General features: G+C 58.0%; 22 protein-coding genes. 7 read left to right on the top strand and 15 right to left on the bottom strand.

What is annotated here, in order from left to right; genetic code table 11:
- Positions 1 to 56 precede the first annotated feature (56 nt).
- The 3 genes from nirC (at position 57) to mgtE (ending at position 3,853) form a co-directional block, all read left to right on the top strand.
- The gene (gene nirC / locus ACTG2G_RS11650) at positions 57 to 869 is read left to right on the top strand and encodes a nitrite transporter NirC (protein WP_439985450.1); all 813 of its coding nucleotides are present in this window, start codon (positions 57 to 59) and stop codon (positions 867 to 869) included.
- Positions 870 to 881: 12 nt separating this feature from the next.
- A complete protein-coding gene (gene cysG, locus ACTG2G_RS11645; protein WP_439985449.1) occupies positions 882 to 2,282 on the top strand; it encodes a siroheme synthase CysG in 1,401 nt (466 codons plus the stop codon).
- 146 nt (positions 2,283 to 2,428) lie between these two features.
- Positions 2,429 to 3,853, top strand: a complete 1,425-nt coding sequence (mgtE, locus tag ACTG2G_RS11640; RefSeq protein ID WP_421387059.1) for a magnesium transporter — start codon at positions 2,429 to 2,431, stop codon at positions 3,851 to 3,853.
- An 85-nt stretch (positions 3,854 to 3,938) separates the two neighbouring features.
- Here the strand turns inward: mgtE and ACTG2G_RS11635 are convergent, their stop codons facing one another.
- The 4 genes from ACTG2G_RS11635 to ACTG2G_RS11620 form a co-directional block, all read right to left on the bottom strand.
- Complete coding sequence (locus tag ACTG2G_RS11635; RefSeq protein ID WP_021230728.1) at positions 3,939 to 4,904, bottom strand: ABC transporter permease; 966 nt, start codon at positions 4,902 to 4,904, stop codon at positions 3,939 to 3,941.
- A 2-nt stretch (positions 4,905 to 4,906) separates the two neighbouring features.
- A complete protein-coding gene (locus ACTG2G_RS11630; protein WP_005340798.1) occupies positions 4,907 to 6,025 on the bottom strand; it encodes an ABC transporter permease in 1,119 nt (372 codons plus the stop codon).
- On the bottom strand, positions 6,025 to 7,590 hold the full coding sequence (locus ACTG2G_RS11625) for an ABC transporter ATP-binding protein (RefSeq protein ID WP_005342527.1): 1,566 nt from the start codon (positions 7,588 to 7,590) through the stop codon (positions 6,025 to 6,027). The genes ACTG2G_RS11630 and ACTG2G_RS11625 overlap by 1 nt, the downstream gene beginning before the upstream one ends.
- Positions 7,591 to 7,675: 85 nt before the next feature.
- Positions 7,676 to 8,674: a BMP family lipoprotein gene (locus ACTG2G_RS11620; protein ID WP_005340803.1), complete on the bottom strand. Its 999-nt coding sequence runs from the start codon at positions 8,672 to 8,674 to the stop codon at positions 7,676 to 7,678.
- Positions 8,675 to 9,181: 507 nt separating this feature from the next.
- Here ACTG2G_RS11620 and uvrD point away from each other — a divergent pair.
- Entirely contained in the window at positions 9,182 to 11,353 is a 2,172-nt protein-coding gene (gene uvrD / locus ACTG2G_RS11615; RefSeq protein ID WP_216952619.1) for a DNA helicase II, read from the top strand.
- A gap of 141 nt (positions 11,354 to 11,494) precedes the next feature.
- Positions 11,495 to 11,722, top strand: a complete 228-nt coding sequence (locus ACTG2G_RS11610; protein WP_439985448.1) for a hypothetical protein — start codon at positions 11,495 to 11,497, stop codon at positions 11,720 to 11,722.
- 21 nt (positions 11,723 to 11,743) lie between these two features.
- Here the strand turns inward: ACTG2G_RS11610 and istB are convergent, their stop codons facing one another.
- On the bottom strand, positions 11,744 to 12,499 hold the full coding sequence (istB, locus tag ACTG2G_RS11605) for an IS21-like element ISAs29 family helper ATPase IstB (RefSeq protein WP_059296348.1): 756 nt from the start codon (positions 12,497 to 12,499) through the stop codon (positions 11,744 to 11,746).
- Between the two features lie 14 nt (positions 12,500 to 12,513).
- The gene (gene istA / locus ACTG2G_RS11600) at positions 12,514 to 14,055 is read right to left on the bottom strand and encodes an IS21 family transposase (RefSeq protein ID WP_059296349.1); all 1,542 of its coding nucleotides are present in this window, start codon (positions 14,053 to 14,055) and stop codon (positions 12,514 to 12,516) included.
- Positions 14,056 to 14,271: 216 nt separating this feature from the next.
- Here istA and ACTG2G_RS11595 point away from each other — a divergent pair, with 216 nt between their 5' ends.
- Positions 14,272 to 14,667 carry a hypothetical protein gene (locus ACTG2G_RS11595; protein WP_439985447.1) on the top strand — a complete coding sequence of 132 codons (396 nt, stop codon included), beginning with the start codon at positions 14,272 to 14,274 and terminating at the stop codon, positions 14,665 to 14,667.
- Between the two features lie 100 nt (positions 14,668 to 14,767).
- Here ACTG2G_RS11595 and ACTG2G_RS11590 read toward each other — a convergent pair whose 3' ends face one another.
- The 6 genes from ACTG2G_RS11590 to ydfZ all read right to left on the bottom strand — a co-directional run bounded on the left by ACTG2G_RS11590 (position 14,768) and on the right by ydfZ (position 18,955).
- Positions 14,768 to 15,457: a hypothetical protein gene (locus ACTG2G_RS11590; protein ID WP_421231168.1), complete on the bottom strand. Its 690-nt coding sequence runs from the start codon at positions 15,455 to 15,457 to the stop codon at positions 14,768 to 14,770.
- 302 nt (positions 15,458 to 15,759) lie between these two features.
- Positions 15,760 to 16,454, bottom strand: a protein-coding gene (locus ACTG2G_RS11585; RefSeq protein WP_270657729.1) for an IS1 family transposase whose coding sequence is annotated in 2 segments (ribosomal slippage) — positions 15,760 to 16,208 and positions 16,208 to 16,454 — 696 coding nt in all. Because the reading frame shifts where the segments join, the coding sequence is not laid out codon by codon here.
- 283 nt (positions 16,455 to 16,737) lie between these two features.
- A complete protein-coding gene (locus ACTG2G_RS11580; RefSeq protein ID WP_232093577.1) occupies positions 16,738 to 17,718 on the bottom strand; it encodes an IS5-like element IS5 family transposase in 981 nt (326 codons plus the stop codon).
- A gap of 45 nt (positions 17,719 to 17,763) precedes the next feature.
- A complete protein-coding gene (locus tag ACTG2G_RS11575) occupies positions 17,764 to 18,063 on the bottom strand; it encodes a hypothetical protein (protein ID WP_439985927.1) in 300 nt (99 codons plus the stop codon).
- A gap of 58 nt (positions 18,064 to 18,121) precedes the next feature.
- The gene (locus ACTG2G_RS11570) at positions 18,122 to 18,559 is read right to left on the bottom strand and encodes a DUF2846 domain-containing protein (protein WP_216952615.1); all 438 of its coding nucleotides are present in this window, start codon (positions 18,557 to 18,559) and stop codon (positions 18,122 to 18,124) included.
- Positions 18,560 to 18,757: 198 nt separating this feature from the next.
- Positions 18,758 to 18,955, bottom strand: coding sequence for a putative selenium delivery protein YdfZ (gene ydfZ / locus ACTG2G_RS11565; protein WP_005342516.1), 198 nt, complete (start codon positions 18,953 to 18,955; stop codon positions 18,758 to 18,760).
- Between the two features lie 311 nt (positions 18,956 to 19,266).
- Here ydfZ and ACTG2G_RS11560 point away from each other — a divergent pair, with 311 nt between their 5' ends.
- A complete protein-coding gene (locus tag ACTG2G_RS11560; RefSeq protein ID WP_439985446.1) occupies positions 19,267 to 19,767 on the top strand; it encodes a DUF1993 domain-containing protein in 501 nt (166 codons plus the stop codon).
- Between the two features lie 101 nt (positions 19,768 to 19,868).
- On the opposite strand, the gene ACTG2G_RS11555 is transcribed toward ACTG2G_RS11560, so the two are convergent.
- The 3 genes from ACTG2G_RS11555 to ACTG2G_RS11545 all read right to left on the bottom strand — a co-directional run bounded on the left by ACTG2G_RS11555 (position 19,869) and on the right by ACTG2G_RS11545 (position 21,626).
- Positions 19,869 to 20,381 carry a cupin domain-containing protein gene (locus ACTG2G_RS11555; protein ID WP_408134098.1) on the bottom strand — a complete coding sequence of 171 codons (513 nt, stop codon included), beginning with the start codon at positions 20,379 to 20,381 and terminating at the stop codon, positions 19,869 to 19,871.
- 125 nt (positions 20,382 to 20,506) lie between these two features.
- Positions 20,507 to 20,869: a cystatin domain-containing protein gene (locus ACTG2G_RS11550; RefSeq protein WP_439985445.1), complete on the bottom strand. Its 363-nt coding sequence runs from the start codon at positions 20,867 to 20,869 to the stop codon at positions 20,507 to 20,509.
- A 100-nt stretch (positions 20,870 to 20,969) separates the two neighbouring features.
- Positions 20,970 to 21,626 carry a DUF3313 domain-containing protein gene (locus ACTG2G_RS11545; RefSeq protein WP_040069930.1) on the bottom strand — a complete coding sequence of 219 codons (657 nt, stop codon included), beginning with the start codon at positions 21,624 to 21,626 and terminating at the stop codon, positions 20,970 to 20,972.
- Between the last annotated feature and the right edge of the window lie 336 nt (positions 21,627 to 21,962).

The following is a 21,962-nucleotide window of genomic DNA, read 5'->3' as shown; positions in this document are numbered from 1 at the left end:
GCCGATTTCACTCTCTTTCTGGCTGCCTGAGGGCAGCCCTTTCAAGGACTCACAAGATGTACACGGAAACCATTAACAAGTGCGCCGCCAACGCGGCCCGCATCAACCGCTTCGAGCGCAGCGACAAGCTCGGCTTCTGGCTCAGCTCCGCCATGGCGGGGGCCTATGTGGGCCTCGGCATCATCCTCATCTTCACCCTCGGCAATCTGGTGGATCCCGCCATCCGGCCGCTGGTGATGGGGGCCACCTTCGGCATCGCCCTGACACTGGTGATCATCGCCGGCTCCGAGCTGTTTACCGGCCACACCATGTTCCTCACCTTCGGGGTGAAAACGGGCAAGATCACCATGGCCGACCTGCTGCGCATCCTGCCGCAGACCTGGGCGGGCAACCTGATTGGCTCCATCGTGGTGGCGCTCATCTACTCCTACGGCGGCAGCCTGCTGCCGGACGCAGACAGTCTGGCCCACAAGGTGGCGCTGGCCAAAACCCAGGCACCGGCGCTGACCCTGTTTATGAAGGGGATCCTCTGCAACTGGCTGGTCTGCCTCGCCATCTGGATGGCGCTGCGCACCGAAGGGGCGGCCCGCTTCATCGCCATCTGGTGGTGCCTGCTGGCCTTTATCGCTTCCGGCTACGAGCACTCCATCGCCAACATGACCCTGTTCGCCCTCTCCTGGTTTGGCGCCCACTCGGAGGCCTACACCCTGAGCGGCATCGGCCACAACCTGCTGTGGGTAACGCTGGGCAACACCGTCTCCGGCGTCCTCTTTATGGGCCTCGGCTACTGGTATGCCACCCCCAAGGCGGAGCGCCCGGTCGCAATGAGCGAGACCACCAGCACCGCCAACCAGACCCGAACCGCCTGATCCGGAGGCCCCATGGACTACTTGCCCATCTTTTGCCGACTCGACAACAAACCCGTGCTGCTGGTCGGCGGCGGCGAGGTAGCGGAGCGCAAGGCGCGCCTGCTGCTGGATGCCGGTGCCCACCTCACAGTCGTAGCACCCGAGCTCGACCCCGAGCTGGCGGAACTGGCGGCCAACGGGAGCATCGAGTGGCTGGCGGGTGAATTTGCACCGCAGCAACTGGCGGGCAAGTGGCTGGTGGTGGCAGCAACCGATCGGCGCGAGGTGAATGCGCTGGTTTACCAGAGCGCCAATCAGGCGCGGATCTTTGCCAACGTGGTGGATGACCCGAAACGCTCCAGCTTCATCATGCCGTCGATCATCGACCGCTCACCGCTGATGGTAGCCATCTCCTCCGGTGGCAAGGCGCCGGTGCTGGCCCGGCTGCTGCGGGAAAAACTCGAAGCCCTGCTGCCGGAGCATCTGGGTGCCGTGGCGACCTTTGCCGGCAGCCTGCGGGAGCGGGTCAAAGCCCGCTTCGCCAGCATGGGGGAGCGGCGCCGCTTCTGGGAGCGGCTGCTCGGAGCGGATCGGCTCGGTCAGGCGCTGGCCCGCGGTGATAGTGCCTCTGCCAATCAGCTGGCCGACAGCCTGTTTGCCGACGAGAGCCAGAGCACTGGCGAAGTGGTGCTGGTGGGAGCTGGCCCCGGCGATCCGGGTCTGCTCACCCTGCACGCCCTGCGCCAGATGCAGCAGGCCGACGTGGTGGTCTATGACCGGCTGGTCTCGGATGAGGTGATGGCGCTGGTGCGCCGGGATGCCAAGCGCATCTTCGTCGGCAAGCAGGCGGGCAACCACTGCGTGCCGCAGGAGGGGATCAACCAGCTGTTGCTGGAAGAGGCGAAGAAGGGCCAGCGGGTGGTGCGGCTGAAGGGGGGCGACCCCTTTATCTTCGGCCGTGGCGGCGAGGAGCTGGAGACGCTGGTCGGCACAGGCATCGGCTTTCAGGTGGTGCCGGGGATCACAGCGGCCAGCGGCTGCGCCGCCTACGCCGGTATTCCGCTCACCCACCGCGATCACGCCCAGAGCGTTCGCTTCGTCACCGCGCACGGCAAGGGGGGCGCCCGGGATCTCGACTGGCCGCTGCTCGCCAAGGACAAACAGACTCTGGTGTTCTACATGGGGCTCTCATCCTGCGCCACCATCCGTGAAGAGCTGCTGGCCCACGGCAAGGCAGGCGACACCCCGGTGGCGCTGATCGAGCGCGGCACCCAGCCCTGCCAGCGGGTCATTCGCGGCACTCTCGATCAGCTACCCGCACTGGCGGTGGGGGTCGAGAGTCCTGCCCTCATCATGGTGGGATCCGTGGTGACCCTGGCCGACCGGCTCGCCTGGTTTGGCGAGGCACCACAGCGCCAGCGAGCCCTTGCCTGAAAGAGACTCGGCAACTCACCATGAGGCCACCAGCAGGTGGCCTCACTTTTACCTCTCTCTTCTCCCATCACGGTCATAACCTGTTGTTTTAAGTCTGGTATCCTATGGGCATTGAGCCCTTGGCTACCATCTCAGGAATTCATCCCATGTCTCTTCCCATCAAGAACAGCGCCCGGCAGCGCGCGGATGACAGATCCCGCATTCTCACCCTGCTGCTGCGCGATGATGCCCTCACCGACAGCCTGCTCGATCCGCAGGTGGTGCAGGATGCCGAACAGCGCGATCAGACCAGCGAACTCACCACGCTGGTCAACGGGTTGCCCGCCGCCGACGTCGCCGATGCGCTGGAGTCGCTGCCGCCCGATGAGCGTCATGCCCTGTGGGCGCTGGTGGAGGAGGAGAAGCGCGGCCAGATCCTGGTCGAAGCGTCGGAGACGGTGTGGGACAGCCTCATCAGCGGGATGAGCGACAAGGAGCTGCTGCACGCCCTGCGCTCCCTGGATATCGACGACCAAATCTATCTGGGCCAGTACCTGCCGCGCAACCTGATGGGGCGGCTGCTCACCTACATGGCCCCCGCCGAGCGGGATCGGGTGCGGGAGGTGATCCGCTACGGCAAGCACACCGTCGGCGCCATGATGGACTTCGAGATCATCACCATCCGCCCCGAGGTGACGCTCGCCACTGTGCAGCGCTATCTGCGCCTGCGCGGCAAGATCCCCGCCAACACCGACAAGCTGTTCGTCATCGACCGGCGCAACCACCTGCTGGGGGAGCTGGCCCTCACCACTGTCCTGCTGCACAAGCCCGCCATCCTGGTGAGCGACGTGATGGAGCGGGATCCGGTCACCTTCGATCCGGAGGATAACGACGAAGCGGCCGCCCGCACCTTCGAGCGGGATGACCTGCTCTCCGCCGCCGTGGTGGATGGCAAGGGCAAGCTGATGGGCCGCCTCACCGTCGAAGAGGTGGTGGATCTGGTCTATGAGGAGAGTGACACCGACCTGCGCCGGATGGGGGGTATCAGCGAGGATGAAGACGTATTCGCGCCCGTCTCCAAGGCGGTCAAGACCCGCTGGGCCTGGCTTGCCATCAACCTCTGCACCGCCTTTGTCGCCTCGCGGGTGATCGGCCTGTTCGAGCACACCATCTCCCAGCTTGTGGCGCTGGCGGCCCTGATGCCCATCGTCGCCGGGATCGGCGGCAACACCGGCAACCAGACCATCACCATGATAGTGCGGGCGCTGGCGCTGCAGCACATTCAGGCGGGCAACCTCTCCTTCCTGCTGCTGCGGGAACTCGGGGTCGCCTTTATCAACGGGCTGGTGTGGGGCGGCACCATGGGCATCGCCACCTATCTGCTCTATCAGGATGCGGCGCTTGGCGCCGTGATGACCCTGGCCATGATGCTCAACCTGCTGGTGGCCGCCCTGATGGGGGTCATCATCCCCATGACCATGACCCGCCTCGGCCGCGACCCGGCAGTGGGGGCCAGCGTGATGATCACCGCCATCACCGACACAGGCGGCTTCTTTATCTTCCTCGGGCTGGCGACCCTGTTCCTGCTGTAATCAGCCACTCAAACCATAAAAAAACAGGCCCACCGAAGTGGGCCTGCTGTTATCTGCGTGATCGGGAATATCGCGCTAAAGGGCGCTACTCCCGCTCCTTCACATAAGGTGTACCAAGTGCCTTGGGGGCCACCGCACGGCCGATAAAACCGGCCAGCAGGAACACGGTCAGGATGTAGGGCAGTGCCTCGATGGCCTGCACCGGAATGGCGAAGCCACCGATGCTGACCCCTTGCAGGCGGATGGCGACCGCATCGAGGAAGCCGAACAGCAGACAGGCAGCCATGGCATTCCAGGGGCGCCACTTGCCGAAAACCAGCGCCGCCAGTGCCATAAAGCCCTTGCCCGCACTCATGTTGGGGATGAACTGGGCCGTCTGGGCCACCGCCAGATAGGTGCCACCGATACCGGCCAGCAGGCCGCCGATGAGGAGCGCGGTGTAGCGCATCCGCACCACAGAGATACCGGCGGTATCGACCGCTGCGGGTGCCTCGCCCACCGCCCGCAGACGCAGACCGAAGCGGGTACGGAACATTACCCACCAGGCCAGCGGTACGCAGGCGAACGCCACGTACTCCAGCAGGGAGTGGCCGCTCAACAGCTCGCTGTAGAGCTGGCCGATCACCGGCACATCCCACAGCTCCTTGGCATAGGGCAGATCGATGGGGGCGAAACGGGCATCACCGGAGAGCGCCGGAGTCTGGCCACCCTGATCGAACCAGTAACGGCCCAGGGTGACGGTCAGACCGGCCGCCAGAATGTTGATGGCCATGCCGCTCACCACCTGATCACCGCGGTGGGTGATGGTGGCAAAGCCGTGCATCAGGGCAAACAGGATGGAGACACCCACCCCGGCACCCAAACCTATCCAGGCAGAACCGGAGACCGCCGCCGCCGCACCACTGGCGAACGCCGCCGCCAGCAGTTTGCCTTCCAGCGCGATGTTGACCACCCCGGAGCGCTCGCAGAACATGCCAGCCATGGCGGCGAGAATGAGGGGCGGCGCGGTACGAATGGTCGCATCCAGCATCAGGATCAGAATTTCAAACATGATCAGACTCCTTTAGCTTGCGCGGCTGAGCGGTTGGCAAACGCCAGATAGAGCTGCTCGATGCGCGGGCGCATCATGTGCTCAAGGGCGCCACAGAACAGGATCACCAGACCCTGCAACACCACCACGATGTTGCGGTCGACACCGAACTCGAAGCTGAGCTCGGCGCCCCCCTGATAGAGGAAACCGAACAGCAGGCTGGCGATGATGACGCCGACCGGATGGTTGCGCCCCATCAGCGCCACCGCGATACCGGTGAAGCCGAACCCTTCCACGAAGTTGAGCTTGATTTGGTGCAGCTCCCCCTGCAGCACGTTGAGGGCAAAGAAGCCCGACAACATGCCGGAGATCACCATCGCCAGGATCACCACCTTGGGATAGGAGATACCGGCATAGGCGGAGGCGCTTTGGCTGGCCCCGACCGAGCGGATCTCGTAACCCCAGCGGGTGTGCCAGATAAAGACCCACACCAGCGCCGCACAGATCAGCGCCCAGAAGAAGCTGATATTGAGCGGGCTGTTGGGGATCTCCATCCCGAACAGGCTAGCCAGCCCGCTCATCTTGGGCAGCCAGCTTGCTTCGGCAAACACCTTGCTCTCGGTCGCCATCGAGCCGGGCGGCTTGAACACCTCCACCAGCAGATAGGCCATCAGCGAGGCGGCGATGAAGTTGAACATGATGGTGGTGATCACGATATGGCTGCCGCGCTTGGCTTGCAGCCAGGCCGGAATAAAGGCCCAGGCCGCACCGAACAGACCACCGGCAATGATGGAGAGCGGCAACAGCAGGGCAAACGGCAGCACATCGCCGAGCATCAGACAGACCAGACCGACACCGAGCCCACCGATATAGGCCTGACCTTCACCACCGATGTTGAACAGACCGGCGTGGAAGGCGACCGCCACCGACAGACCGGTAAAGATAAAGCCGGTTGCGTAGTAGAGGGTGAAGCCGACCCCTTCACCGGTGCCGAACGCGCCGTACCACATGATCTTGGCGGCATCGACCGGGTTGATGTCGAGGTAGTAGAACAGAATGGCCGACACCAGGAAGGCCAGCAGGATGTTGACCGCAGACAAGACGCCTACGGAGACCCAGGCAGGAATACGTACTTGGCTCATCAGTGGGCCTCCTTGGCAACTTCGTCCGGCACTATGTTTGCCATCATCAGACCAATGGTGCGCTCATCCGCCTTGGCACCATCCAGCTCGCCGACGATACGCCCATCGGCAATGACCAGAATCCGGTCTGCGAGGCTCATGATCTCGTCCAGCTCCACCGAGACCAGCAGCACCGCCTTGCCCTTGTCACGCATGGCGATGATCTGCTGGTGGATATACTCGATGGCGCCGATGTCGACCCCGCGGGTCGGCTGGCCGATCAACAGCACATCCGGGTCCTGCTCCACTTCACGGGCAATCACCAGCTTCTGCTGGTTGCCACCGGAGAAGTTGGCGGTCTTGTGATCGGGATGGGGCGGGCGCACGTCCCACTTCTCCATCTTGGCCTGACAATCCTGCTGGATCGCCTCCTTGTTCTGCAGCCACCCCTTGTTGTATTGCGGGCGACGGTGATAACCGAGAATAAAGGCCTCTTTGGCCTCGAAGCGGTTGATCAGACCCATCTTGTGGCGATCTTCCGGCACATGGCCGAGGCCGTAGTTGCGCACCAGCTCGGGATCGGCCGGGTGCTCAGCGCTCACCTTGTGCACGCCGCTGCGGCTGCTGATGGTGAAGCCACCCTTGCTCGGCTTGAGAATGCCGCCAAGCAGGCTGAGCAGTTCGGACTGACCGTTGCCGGAGACCCCGGCGATGCCGACCACTTCACCGGCCCGCACTTCGAAACTGACTGATTTGACCCGCTCCACCTTGCTGGCGTCGAAATAGCTGAGCCCTTCGATCTTCAACTTGGCTTCACCGGGTTGGGTTGGCCCCTTGTCGACCTTGAGGCGCACCTTGCGGCCCACCATCAGTTCGGCCAGCTGCTCCTTGTCGGTATCCTTGGTAGCGACGTGTGCCACCATCTCGCCACGGCGCATGATGGAAACCTGATCGGTAATGGCCAGGATCTCCCGCAGCTTGTGGGTGATAAGGATGATGGTCGCCCCCTGATCCCGCAGCTTTTTCAGCACCTCGAACAGGTGATCCGCCTCTTGCGGGGTCAGCACCCCGGTCGGCTCGTCGAGGATCAGGATGCGGGCGCCGCGATAGAGCGCCTTGAGAATTTCGACCCGCTGTTGCAAGCCAACCGGCAGATCTTCGACCTTTTCGTGCAACGGCACGTCGAGGCCATAGTCTCGCGCCAGTTCGCCAAGCAACTTTTCGGCTGACGCCACGCTCTGCTGAAGGTGCCAGCCGTTCTCAGCGCCGAGGATGACGTTTTCCAATACGGTGAAGTTGTTGACCAGCATGAAGTGCTGGTGAACCATGCCCACCCCTGCGGCAATCGCATCTTGTGAGCCATGGGGTTTGAAAGGATTCCCGTCGATCAGCATCTCGCCTTTGTCGGCATGGTAGAAACCATAAATGATGCTCATCAGGGTGGACTTACCGGCGCCATTTTCGCCGACAATGCCGTGGATACTGCCTTTGCGAACCTTAAGGTCGATCAGCTTGTTGGCGTACACTTCGCCGAACCGCTTATCGATACCTCTTAATTCGATGGCATAGCGATCTGTCTGGTCCATGATGCAGCCCTGCGTTTCATGAAATAAGACTAAAAACCGGCCCGTGCGGGCCGGTGGTGCGTTGAGAGTCGTAGCAACTATCTAATTAGTATTTGCAGGTGTTATCGCTCATGTAGTCATGAACCTTGACCTTGCCAGCGATGATTTCAGCCTTGATGGCATCCACTTTGGCTTTCATTTCCGGGGTGATCAGCTTCTCGTTGTCCTTGTCGAGCGCCCAATCCACACCGCCTTCAGCCAGACCCAGGTTCTTGATACCCGGCTTCCACTCGCCTTTGGCAGCGTCATCCCAGGTCTGGTAAGCGGCCAGACCCACAGACTTGACCATGGAGGTCAGCATGGTGCCCGGTTGCAGGTGGTTCTGGTTGGAGTCCACCCCAATGGCGAACTTGCCGCTGTCCTTGGCTGCCTGATAGACACCGATACCGGTACCGCCAGCTGCGGCGTAAACCACGTCAGCGCCCTTGGCGAACTGGGACTTGGCCAGCTCGGCACCTTTGGCCGGGTCAGCAAACGCGGCCGGGGTAGAGCCCGCCATGTTCTGGAACACTTCGATCTTCGGATTGACGAACTTGGCACCCTGCTCGTAGCCGCACTGGAATTTGCGGATCAGCGGGATATCCATGCCGCCCACGAAGCCGACCTTGCCGCTCTTGGAAGCGATGGCAGCCAGTGCGCCCACCAGGAAGGAACCTTCATGCTCCTTGAAGATGACGGACTGGACGTTCGGCTTGTCGACCACCATGTCGATGATGGTGAACTGGGTTTTCGGGAATTCGGTCGCAACCTTCTCTACCGCAGAACCCATATTGAAACCGACCGCCACGATCGGGCCGTTGCCACGGCTGGCCAGACGACGCAGACCCTGCTCGCGCTGGGCTTCGTTCTGGGGTTCAAACTCTTTGACCTTGACGCCCTTGTCCTTGTTGTAGAGCTCGACGCCGTTACGGAACACGGCTTCGTTGAATGATTTGTCATACTTGCCCGCGGTGTCATAAATGACGGCTGGCTCGGAAGCAGCCTGAGCAGAGAGAGCAGCGAGAGTGAGGGAGGCCACGGTGGCCAGCTTGAGCACTTTAGTCACGATCGTATCCTTGATTGTTATTAAGTGAGGGAACTTGCTTGCCTGTCAGAGCAGGCTATCTAGCACGCAGGCTTACTCTAAGTCAGCCCCGATGCGGGTCAAGCAAATGATAAGGGAAAAACGTTTGCGTTAACGGTTTGAATTCTAAGCAAATAACCTTATAAGCAGTTGTTTTTTAGCTACTTTTCAGTTTTTTATGCTAACAACCAAAAGACCCAAACGACATTTCTCTTATTGTTCAGCAAGTTACTGTAAACCGTTTTCCCCTGTTATTCATCCAGCCCCCCGGCAAGCACGTGATCCGGCTCGCAAAATCCCCACAAACCGCGTGAGCAAGGATTGGCTACAGCTGGAAACCTCCCCGTCCAGTTCTCTCTGCGCCAGCCAAAATTGGCCGCACCGGCGCCCCTGCAAGCCCCCATCTCGCCCCTCCCCCCGAGTTTGGATTTGGTCTGGCAGGGGGGATGGCCGTATAATCCCCGCCTGTATAAATAAACAGGAGTGGTGATGGACGTTTCAACCCTGCTCGACGGGCTCAACGACAAGCAAAGAGATGCCGTTGCGGCGCCCCGCAGCAACCTGCTGGTGCTGGCCGGTGCCGGTTCGGGCAAGACCCGGGTGCTGGTGCACCGTATCGCCTGGCTGATGCAGGTGGAACGCTGTTCACCCTTCTCCATCATCGCGGTCACCTTTACCAACAAGGCGGCGGCCGAGATGCGCGGCCGGGTCGAGAAGGTGATCGGCGACGGCGTGCGCGGCATGTGGATCGGCACCTTCCACGGTATCGCCCACCGCCTGCTGCGGGCCCACCATCTGGATGCGGGCTTGCCGCAGGATTTCCAGATCCTCGACTCAGACGACCAGTACCGGCTGATCCGCCGGGTGCTCAAGGCGCTCAACCTCGACGAGAAGCACTGGGCCCCGCGCGCCGTGATGGGCTACATCAACGGCAAGAAGGACGAGGGGCTGCGCCCCGGTGACATCGACCTCTACGGCGACCCCGTTACCCGCACCTATCAGCAGATCTACAAGACCTATCAGGAGACCTGCGATCGCTCCGGTCTGGTGGATTTTGCCGAACTGCTGCTGCGCGCCCACGAGCTGTGGCTGAACAAGCCGCACATCCTCGAGCACTACCGCGACCGCTTCCAGAACATTCTGGTGGACGAGTTTCAGGATACCAACGGCATCCAGTACGCCTGGCTGCGGATGCTGGCGGGCAACAGCGGCAAGGTGATGATCGTCGGCGACGATGACCAGTCCATCTACGGCTGGCGCGGCGCCAAGATCGAGAACATCCAGCGCTTCCTGACCGACTATCAGGGGGCCGAGACCATCCGCCTCGAGCAGAACTACCGCTCCACCGCCAATATCCTCAAAGCGGCCAACAGCGTCATCGCCAACAACGCCGAGCGCCTTGGCAAGGAGCTGTGGACCGAAGGGGCCGAGGGCGAGCCGATTTCGCTCTACGCCGCCTTCAACGAGGTGGACGAAGCGCGCTTCGTGGTCGGCCGCCTCAAGGATTGGAAGGAAAAGGGCGGCCTGTTGGCCGACTGCGCCATCCTCTATCGCTCCAACGCCCAGTCGCGGGTGCTGGAAGAGGCGCTGATGCAGGACGCCATGCCTTACCGCATCTACGGCGGCCTGCGCTTCTTCGAGCGGCAGGAAATCAAAGACGCCATGGCCTACCTGCGGCTTATCAACAACCGCGGCGACGACGCCAGCTTCGAGCGGGTGGTCAACACCCCGACCCGCGGCATCGGCGATCGCACCCTCGAGATCCTGCGCGGCAACGCCCGGGATCAGGGGCTCAACCTGTGGCAATCGGCCAAGGCCCTGCTCAACGACAAGGTGCTGACCGGTCGCGCCGGCAATGCGGTGCGCGGCTTTGTCGATCTCATCGATGCGCTGGAGGAGCAGGTGTCCCTGCTGCCGCTGCACCAGCAGGCGGATATCGCCATCCAGAACTCCGGCCTCAAGGCGATGTATCTGGCGGAAAAGGGCGAGAAATCCCAGGCGCGGGTAGAGAACCTGGACGAACTGGTCACCGCCTGCCGCCAGTACCAGCGCCCGGACGAGCTGGAAGATATGAGCGATCTCTCCGCCTTCCTCGCCCACGCGGCGCTGGAATCCGGCGAGAATCAGGCCGACGAATATGCCGACGCGGTGCAGCTGATGACCTTGCACAGCGCCAAGGGCTTGGAGTTCCCGCTGGTACTGCTGGTCGGCGTCGAAGAAGGCATGTTCCCCAGCCAGCAATCCACCGAGGAGTCGGGCCGGCTGGAAGAGGAGCGCCGCCTCTGTTACGTCGGCATGACCCGCGCCATGGAGAAGCTCTACATCTGTTATGCCGAGAGCCGCCGCATCTACGGCCGCGAGATGTTCCACAAGCCGAGCCGCTTTATCCGCGAGATGCCCGCCGAGTGTCTGGAAGAGATCCGGCTGCGCACTCAGGTCAGCCGCCCCACCCAGTACGGCCGCTTTAGCCAGAACGAGGTGCAGCAGAGCTTCGACGCCAGCGGCATCAAGCTCGGCCAGCGGGTGCTCCATCCAAAATTCGGCGAAGGGGTGGTACTCAACTTCGAAGGGGTCGGCCAGCAGAGCCGGGTGCAGATCCAGTTCGACGACGTTGGCGCCAAGTGGCTGGTGACGGCGTATGCCAGACTGGAAGCTATTTGATTATTAACTTAACCAACCCGGCATTAAGCCGGGCTGGTTTGTATATCCGTTATAGCGACATATTTAATAACACGATCGTCTGAATACGCTTCGCCATTCGAACCTACGAATATTTAAACTTTCATTTCCATGGAACAGATAATGAATAGTGATTTACGTTTTGAACGCTGGCTTAAAGTATCAATTGGATTGATGAGATTTGAGCCTTTTTTAATGAGCCTTGTGCAAAATCTTGGAGAGATGGATGCAAACCTATGTGAGATAGATTTTGACTTGGTTCAGAAATACAAGAATGGTGGTGATGCCAATATGCGTATTCCGGCGAAGTTGAACAGCCATTCCGGCCAACGTGAACACCCTGATCCTTAACGCGCTCACGTCATCCCGTTTCTAACTCGACTGTTCAGATTGGGTCAACTCACTTCTCCTCTTTCTCATCGATTCTCCCTTCAGTGACAGCCGGTGAGCGTTGTGCATCAGCCGGTCCAGGATCGCATCTGCCAGGGTGTTGTCACCCAAGCTCGCGTACCACTCTTCAGTTGGCAGCTGACTGACTACTACCGTCGAGTATTTCCCGTACCGATCATCCATGATCTCCAGCAGGGCGTTGCGCTGCTCGGCATTCACCGCTTCCAGTCCCCAGTCATCGAGGACCAGTAGCTCTATCCTGGCCAGTTGACCCAGCAGTCTGGCGTAACTGCCATCTACCTTGGCCTGGCTCAGCTCAAGTAGCAGACGCGGCAGCCGGTAGTAACGAGTGCTATGCCCTTGCTGACAGGCTTGGTAGCCCAGCGCACAAGCCAGGTAGGTTTTTCCACAGCCACAGGGGCCGGTAATGAGCAGGTTCTGGCCTCGGCGCAGCCACTCTCCTTGGGCCAGGTTTGCAACCTGTGACCGCTCCAGGTTGCGTGCAGACTGGTAGTCCACCTCTTGCACCGTGGCTTGGAGTTTGAGCCGCGCCTGCTTGACTAGCCGAGCTTGTTTACGTTGCTCCCGGCTCAGTTGTTCGTGTTCGACCAGCAGGCTTAGACGCTCGATGAAGGGCAGCCCTTCGTAGGTACTGGCCTGTTCCAGTTGTTGTTGCACTGCATCCGCCATGCCGGTCAGTTTCAGGTTTCTCAGGCGGGTCAGGGTTTGTTGGGTCATGGGGCGTATCCTCTTTAGTGGAAGCTCTGGGGGCCACGGATGTTCTCGTGCTCTTGCGGTAACTCTGGGTAGCTCAGCGGGCTTTCGGGCAGTTGGTCGCGGCCACTGGTCAGCACCGACTTGAGCTGTTTGAGTCGCACCAGTCCTTCCCGATTAGCCAACTGACAGCAGGCCTCGACCCGTGATGGCGGATACTCCCGGCTAAGACTCAGTAGCCCCAGGCAGAGTCGGTATGCCTGCTCGACATGGGCTTTCTCTTCCAGCCGTTCGCTCACCCAGCACAAGGTGCCCGGTCCGATATCAGCAGCCCACTGCTTGAGACGGCCTGGCGTCCAGCGTTGCTGCTTGCTGTGGCGTTCCGGCATGTGCTCCGGGATCGTGCTCATCCCCGGGATGGTTTTACGCGGATGGCTCGCGACCAGCTGTTGCTGGTGATAGACCTGAAGCAAAGTGTCGCCAGCATGGAGCTCCAGTTGCTGGCCCACATACTGGTGTGGCACCGAGTAGTGGTGCTGCTCATAGCTGACGTGATAGTCGATGTTGACCTTGACCGTTTTGATGGCGACATAGCGATAGGGATGCACCGGCAGTGGTCCCAGCGCCGGGCGGTCCAACTGCTCAAACGCCTCGCGCCGGTTACCGGGCAGTTGCTTGAACGGGCGCTCGTTGAGTTCGTCCAGCAAGGCCCGGATGCACTGGTTGAGCTCGGCCAGCGAGAAAAAGGTCTGGTGGCGCAAGCGGGCGAGGATCCAGCGCTCGACGATCTGCACACCCACCTCAGCCTTGGCTTTATCCTTGGGCTTGTAAGGGCGAGCTGGCATCACTGCCACCTGATAGTGCTCGGCCAACTGCTGGTAGCTGGGGTTGAGCTCGGGATCGTATCGGCAAGCCTTGCTGACACCGCTTTTGAGGTTGTCGGGGATCAGCAGTGCAGGTGTACCGCCGAAAAACTCAAAGGCACGGACATGGCTTTGCAACCAGTCCGGCAGTGACTGTGACCAGGTAGCCTCGGCAAAGGTGTAGTTGGACGCACCAAGCACGGCGACAAAGATCTGGGCCTGACGGACCTCCCCCGTGGAGGGCGAGGCGATGGGCACCGTGGGCCCGCAGTAGTCGATAAAGAGCTTTTCCCCCGCCTTGTGGATCTGGCGCATGGAGCGCTTTTGCAACTGACACCAGGATTTGTAACGGTCGCAGAACTGGGAGTAGCTGTAACAGCTGTTGGGATAGCGCTGGGTGTACTCCTCCCAGAGCAGTTGTTTGGAGACCCCCTTACGCTTGAGCTCCTGATGGACAGAGGGCCAATCCGGTACAACATGGCGGGCCGAGATGGTGGTATCGGCCTGCGGATAGAACAGGGCCGCCAGTTGGCCATCATCAAGCTGGCTAGGTAAGGGCCAGGTCAGGCCGAGCGTCTGGGCACTTTTGAGGAGTTTCTGGATGGAGCCAACGCTGACCTTGGTGCAGCAACTTATCTGGCGAACAGAGAGGTCAGCTTCCAGCCGCAGTCGCAGCACTTCACGAATTTTACGCATTGCAATCCTCTTGGCAGACATAGGCTCTTCCCTGGCAAAAGGGAGAGCGTATCAAAGGTTGTTAAATCAATGCGTTAAGGATGATTCCGGTGAATGTGAACAGTGATTCCGGGATGTTGAACACTGTTTCCGGAAAGGAGGAGCAAAGTGTTCAGGTTGAGCCGGAATGAGCGTTCACATTGGTCCGGAAATGGTGTTCACGTTGAACCGGAATCGGTGTTCATGATCGGCCGGAATATGCACAATAACGATTATAACTTGATACAACGCCATCTTACACATTCTTATTTGTGGATTTTAGGTGCATATGAGGTTGTGCGAACACTTACTCAGTTCCTTAAAGAACAAAGAAGTGACGATTCAATTGTAGTATTGCATCGATTCCAGGCCGTAAGAACCCGATTCGCTCGTTTGCGGATACCACTGGCGAAACTGGAACCCGCTAGAGACCACAAGAAAACAGACTTCCAGATAGCGTATCCAGGTTTTGATTATGATGTCGGTATAGCTTGGAAAGTTAATGAAGATATGGTGATTTCTCGACAAGAACTTTCTGATTTATTTTTAGATGCGTTGGAATTCATGCGTACCTTAAAGATAAATAGGTCTGTAGGTTCGATTAGCGAAGCGTGATCGGACGTTAGCGTAATATGACTCGTATTCTGATATTCGAGGATATGGGCATAACCTCTATTATTTACTGAGCCTATCATTGAGGCTTGGCAAATAAACTCTAATTTTCGCCATTGTGTTTCATGGTGTTTTTTATCACTGTTTTTATCTTTTCTGCTGAAATATACGGCCAATTTTGACGATGAAAAAATACACCAGAAAAAGCGAAAATAATTGTATATAGCAACCATATTAGCTCTTGGAAATTCGTGTCTGAAATGAACACACCTAATAACCCAGTAAATAATAGAGAGAGCACCGCTAACATTTCACAGAGATGTCCGAGTAGTGTAAATAATTTTTTCTCAAGAACATCTCGCTTCGTAAAGTCTCTGATAGAGTCATCTTCGCCCATAAATTTCATAGCACTATTTAATCTTTCCCACGTATTTATTTTAGGGTTCATGCTATGCAGTTCAATTAAAACTTTTCTTCTTGCTTCACTCGTATATATGCCTGTTGCCAATTTAAAATCATAGGCTTCGATTTTTTCTTTCAATGGCATATATGAATCATCATTCTCACTTTTATCATTCAATCGTTCAACCAATTCAACAATATTTCTCTTCCTCATCATTTCATATGTATGAGCTAATTCTGAAAGATTTAAATTGCTTATTGTTTTAAATAGCACTACTGCGAAAACAAAAATTATTAAGATGCCTATTGGCAAGTCACCGCCATTGTTAAGACCTAAGGAGTTCGTACTCAAAGAGTAAATAAGATCAGGGTAGTTTATTTTATCAGACATAATATTCTCCCTATAAAAATTTGAGAAAATTCAATTTATCATCTCAGTTCTTTTCAAGAAGAACGGGTTTGATTAGCAAAGCCCATTGAAATGAACGCGTAAAGAAGGCAGGTTGAATAAGGCCAATCGGCCAACTACATGACGACTCAACAGGTCAATTTGCCCCACCAGTAACCTGTTGTTGCGCCGCTCCAGCAGATTGACACGCCGAGCCATCATTCCCTCCCCTCGCTATACGAACCGATGGACCCTATAACGCCATAGCTAAGTTTCAGAATTTCCGTATCGGGTAATGACTCCAATCAGTTGAAATGGTGTCTTTCTATAAAGGCACCAATCACTTTCTCGTGGAGCTCAACGGAACGAGAGAAGCAGATGGTCTTGCGAGCCAATCGCTTGATGCGCATTCTGAGCGTCAGGTTGTTACGCTCGATACGCTGGGTGAATATCTTCCCGGTCAGATGCATCTCGCTCGGCACCTCTCTGGCATAGCTTCCCCAATCATCACTGGTGATAAAGCCTATCTGGAACGGAGAAAGCAGGCTCAGCAACCGACGGCATGTCTCATCGTTGCGTGGGCCAAAGGTATATGCCACGACTCGTTTTCTCTTGGTATCAAAAGCATACCAAAGCCAATGTCGATGCTGTTTGTTGCCAACATAGGCCCATTGCTCATCAAGTTCACAGATAAGTGCCACGTCATCGAGCACCACCTTTTCGGAGGTTACTTGCCTTGGGGTGAGTTTTTTAGGGTGCGTATGACTGTGTTGATGCCAATCTTGAGGACGCGAGCAGTATCACGAACACCTGAGCCGTTGAACGCCATATCAACAATCTTGTCTTTGACGCCAGGCTTGCGGGCTTCATAGGTGTAGGTGAGCTGAAACACGTGCGGACAGACGGGGCAACGATAGCGAACATGGCCGGCAGGGGTCTTCCCATGGCGATATACGTGGTCAGAGTTGCAGCGAGGGCAGTGAACGGTGATGGATGCCATGAAGCTGTCGGTCTCAAAAGAGTTCATCATATCAACTCAACCGATCGGATGCATCACCCCGTATCGAAACACCAATAAATGCGTCGTAAGGTACGTTTTGTTGTTCCGAATTACGTGCCAGCCCCCTTCTGTGCTAAGGAAGGTGCGAATAAGCGGGGAAATTCTTCTCGGCTGACGCAGTCATTTCATTTCTTCATGTTTGAGCCGATTTTTTCTCCCGTAAATGCCTTGAATCAGCCTATTTAGACCGTTTCTTCGCCATTTAAGGCGTTATTCCCAGTTTTTAGTGAGATCTCTCCCACTGACGTATCATTTGGTCCGCCCGAAACAGGTTGGCCAGCGTGAATAACATCGCCAGTTGGTTATCGTTTTTCAGCAACCCCTTGTATCTGGCTTTCACGAAGCCGAACTGTCGCTTGATGATGCGAAATGGGTGCTCCACCTTGGCCCGGATGCTGGCTTTCATGTATTCGATGTTGATGGCCGTTTTGTTCTTGCGTGGATGCTGTTTCAAGGTTCTTACCTTGCCGGGGCGCTCGGCGATCAGCCAGTCCACATCCACCTCGGCCAGCTCCTTGCGCTGTGGCGCCCCTTGGTAGCCGGCATCGGCTGAGACAAATTGCTCCTCTCCATGCAGCAGATTACCCAGCTGATTGAGGTCATGCTCGTTGGCCGCGGTGGTGACTAGGCTGTGGGTCATGCCACTCTTGGCATCGACACCAATGTGGGCCTTCATGCCAAAGTGCCACTGATTGCCTTTCTTGGTCTGATGCATCTCCGGATCGCGTTGCTGCTCTTTGTTCTTGGTCGAGCTGGGTGCCTCAATGATGGTGGCATCGACCAAGGTGCCTTGGGTCATCATGACGCCTGCTTCGGCCAGCCAGCGATTGATGGTCTTGAACAATTGGCGGGCCAGTTGATGCTGCTCCAGCAGGTGGCGGAAATTCATGATGGTGGTGCGGTCCGGCAAGGCGCTATCCAGGGATAACCGGGCAAACAGACGCATGGAGGCGATTTCGTACAGAGCATCTTCCATCGCGCCATCGCTCAGGTTGTACCAATGCTGCATGCAGTGAATGCGTAGCATGGTTTCCAGCGGATAAGGTCGCCGGCCATTACCAGCCTTGGGGTAAAACGGCTCGATGACTTCCACCATGTTTTGCCATGGTAGAATCTGCTCCATGCGGGACAAGAAAATCTCTTTTCTGGTCTGACGGCGCTTACTGCTGAATTCACTGTCGGCGAAGGTGAGCTGATGACTCATGATGAACCCTGTTCCATGGCTCCAGATGACAAACATGATCTCATATCAGGGACTTGTTCGCACCTTCCCTAAAGCTTTGAGTGACTCAGCAACTGCGATGCCTCCTGCTTCAGCAAATGCGCTAGCCAAATCTGGGCATGTTCTAGCAAGAACTTTGAGCAGCTCCGCCATATCTTCGTTACCCACGCTGAGCAGAATATCAGTATCTCCGCCACCCTTTGATGGAATGGAAAAACGGAAGCGTAGGCCTTTATTGTCTGTGTAGGCTGAAATTTTCTCTGTATTACCAGACCACGTTGATGATGTTTTTCCACCACGACGAACTAAAGAATTATTCAGTTTCATTTGATCTCTGTTCTCCGATTATTCGATTACGTCCAGCTCTTTAGGTGGAAGCATCTGATCACTTGACCAACTTGCTCTCCATCACCCCTTGCTTGCCCTCCTCCTCACTGACCTGACTCAGCTTGGAGCGGGCCATCAGCAGGCCCATCTTGACCTCCTGCCAGACGTAGTAGTTTTTACCCGCCTCGGTGCTGAGGGTCAGGGTGGCATCGTTCTCCGACTTTGAGGTGATGGTGTGGCTGCCCGGTGTCACCTGCTTGAGGATGTAGGTGTGGGCCACGGTATCGCCGACCGCCATACCATCCACCAGCAGCGGCATTTTCACCGCCGCACCGAAGGTCTCGTTGCGATAGATATAGAGGTTGGCCGCATCCTTGGGGGCTACAAACTGCTTGGCCTGCGCGTCTGCGGTGGCATCGGCCATGGGCACGGAAGCACAACCGGAAAGCAGCGCCGCCGACAGCAGGGCGGCGCCCATCATTATTCGCCTGAACATAGTCGTTATTTTTTAGTGAGTTAACGGGGCTTAAAGGTTCGCATGAGCCTGCACTGACTGACAATCGCTCAAATCGAGCGGGGTGTGACCCAGCTCAATTTTTCGGCATTTGGTGGGATAAAGGGGGGAGATCAGAAACCCGGCCGTCAGGCGCGGCGGCCGGGTGAATTGTAAAGAGTAGGGTGACAGGGAAAGGGATCAGCCTAGTCTAATCAACTCGATGGGGGCGTAGCGCTCCCCGGAGTTTGCCAGCAGCACGCACTTCTCATGCTCCGCCTGATAGGGGGTCATATTGTCGGTGTGGGCCTCTTTCAGAAAATCGACTGCGCCAGTGGCGGCAATCATGACGCGCTGACCCAGGTTCAGCACATTGCGGTTACGGTCATAGATCTTCATTTCATTCTCCTTTTCTTGTGTCCTGGCGAATGCGCAGGCGTCTGTCCAGGACAACGGCATTCAGCCTACGCCCCTGAAAAAAGGTGATTTATGTCACAGATCAAAAAAGGGGCGATAAGGGACTCACAGGTTCAGAAAGCGAGCATGGCCCCTTGGCCAACGGTTGTCGCGCGAAGTAGCGCTGCCCTGCCCTTTTCATCGTGGCGGGCTCGAACCCGGCAGCGGTTGGGGTATATTGGTGGCCGATTAGCCAGTCTCATTCACCGTGGCCGCGCAAGCGGGCCGCTGTTTCAACAAGATGGAGAGTGCTCATGAATCGCGATATCACCGCCCAGTTCATCAAGATGCTGACCAATCTGGATCACTGTCTGGCCAAGGCCGAGGCCCACGCCGCGGCGAAGCAGTTCAACGTGGATAACTTCTTCGGCGAGCGCTTGATCGTCGATATGCTGCCGCTGGCCAAGCAGGTGCTGATCTGCTGCGATTCGGCCCGCGCCGTGGTCGCCACCGCCAGCCACAGCGAGCTGCCGGTGCTGGGGGATGACCCCAAAACCATCGCGGATCTGCGCGCCCATATCGGCAAGACCATCAGCTATCTGCAAGGCAAGCTGGACGCGGACTACAGCCAGTACGCCAGCGGCCGTTACGTGCCCCACTGGGCGGGCGGCAAGGGGATGGATGGCCATACCTGCGTCCATGAGTACGGCATTCCCAACTTCTACTTCCACCTCACCATGGCCTACGCCCTGCTGCGCCGCGCCGGGGTCGATCTCGGCAAGCGCGACTATCTGGGCGGGCTCAACCTGCAATAAGCGCCGCTCGCTACAGGCGGCAAACAGATAGCAAAAGCCTGCCACGCGGCAGGCTTTTTTATATCGGGTGGTGCAGATCTGGTGCGCAGAAGGGCTGCGCTCTAGAAGGGGCCGTTGCTCTCGCGCAGCTTGTCGGGCAGGCCGTCGTGATCCCCCAGCTCACGCTCGGGCACGTCATCCCAGTGCAGCTTGCCGAGGGTGATATTGCGCTCGGGGTGCACGGCGTAGTGGATGCGGTTGTCCTCCCGATCGGTATCGCCGATGCAGAGCAGCCGGACAGTCTCTTCGGTGTTGTTGATAAAGGCGTGGGACAGCCCGTCACCGGCCTTGAAACCGACCGAGTCACCCGGTTGCAGCCGATAGAGCACGCCGTCGAGCCAGACATCCGGAGTCCCTTCCAGCACATGGACAAACTCGTCTTCGGTCTTCTCGGCATGGGGCCAGCTGGTGCGATGGCCGGGTTCGACAATCTCGTGGTGAATGCCGATGCGGCTAAAGCCGAAGTGCTTGCCGAGGGCGCAGCCGCGAGAAAGGGGCTCCTGACTGCCGGAGTAGTAGCGCGGCGTCTGCTCTTGCAGCTCGCGCCAGTGTTTGATGCAGGGGTGGCGATTCATAGCGGTTCCTTTTCTATGAGGATGCAGTCACGGGAGGGGTCATCCTGACTGTCAGAATGCGGGGAGAAAAGCAGAAATTTTCTGGTCAGATGAGCCCCTCTGACGAGGGGCTCAACAAGCAGGAATTACTTGGCCTTGACGCAAGGCAAGGGAGGAAGCTCGCCCTGTGCAGCCGTGCGGGTCATCTGGTAGTTGCCGGCAAGATCCCGATAGACACAGGTGTTCCACACCTCTCCGTTGTCGAGCTGGAACTCGATGTCGTAGTTGACCCCGGAGACCACCTGGCTGCGCACCTCGCGGATGCTCTGCAGTTTGGCGGCCGTGTTCATGCGAGCCAGCACGCTGGCCAGCGCAGCCTCTCCTTCAGCATTGGGCAACGGCTGACTCTGCCAGCCCCCCGCCATCGGTGCACACTCAGGCGTGGGTGACGAGGTGCTGCAGGCACTCAACAGGCCAGCAACAAGGATGGGTAACAACACGCGTTTCATATCATTTTCTCCTGCCTGCAAAATGACCACCTTATCAACATCTTGCCATTATTGCAGCCCAAAAGGCTCCCGCTGCGCCCCGCTTGGACGCACCAATCGATCAGCGCCCCAGATTGTCCGCCAGCTGTTTGGCGCGGCTGGCCGCCCACTGGTCGATCATCTTCTCCATCTCCTCGGCGGTGATGGGCTCATCCTTGTGGGTGGTATCCGTGCTCTCACGGGCATCCATCACTCGCACCAGCAGCTTGCCACTCTGGGAGTCGAGCAACTGGGCCATGCTGCCCACCTTGAGCAGGTAAGGCTCCTTGCCGATCACTTCGCGGGTGACGTTGATGGCGATCTTGGCGGGCAGCAGGTCACGCAGCTTGGGGTCGGGGCGGGTCAGGTCGAAGTTGGTGACGGCGGCCTGGATCCGCATGACTTTCGGGCCGGGGGCGGTGGCAATCTTGACGCCCTGCTTGATTAGCTCGCTCTGGAACTTGTCGTGGTAATAGCGGCCAATCTGGTTCTGTTCATTGGCGGTCAGCAGATACCACTGACCATTCTCCTGCCGGATAAACTGCAGCGGATCGAGCAGCACCTCATTGTATTGGCGCAGATCAACGCCTGGCTCCTTGTAGACGCGCTGATTGGGGTTGCTCTCGCTCTGCTGGAAGGCAGTCAGCGGGATCGCCTGCAAGCTGTGGGATACCTGATTCTTGACGGCGCAGCCACCCAGCAGGGCCGCAGCCACGGCAACCATCACGACCTTTTTCATATTTGCTCCTGCATTTTACTGTTTGTTTTTGCTGTGGATTTCGCACCACATGGCTGGAGAACCCGTGCCGGATGCCGCCAATGTCACAGAGAAATAACCTATTCATCACCTTCCCACAAGGGACAGATCAGGATTGTTCAGCTCACATCCAAGTTGTCACAATTGAGGTGCTTTTATACAGGGCCAGCCAGGGTACGAACGGCAATCTGGCGAGGGTTCGGTTGTTTAATCCGGCTAAATGGGGCTGCGGTAAGCACTCAGTTTTTTCAAACGATGGGGGCCCGCGAGCGGCGTGAATTGACCGGGGGAATGCCCTGGAACGGGCGATGACCGATC

It is taken from the genome of Aeromonas sp. 55A, assembly GCF_051919665.1.
Lineage (GTDB): Bacteria > Pseudomonadota > Gammaproteobacteria > Enterobacterales > Aeromonadaceae > Aeromonas > Aeromonas veronii.
Note: the sequence above shows the minus strand (reverse complement) of the source record. Positions and strands in the feature narration are given on the sequence as shown.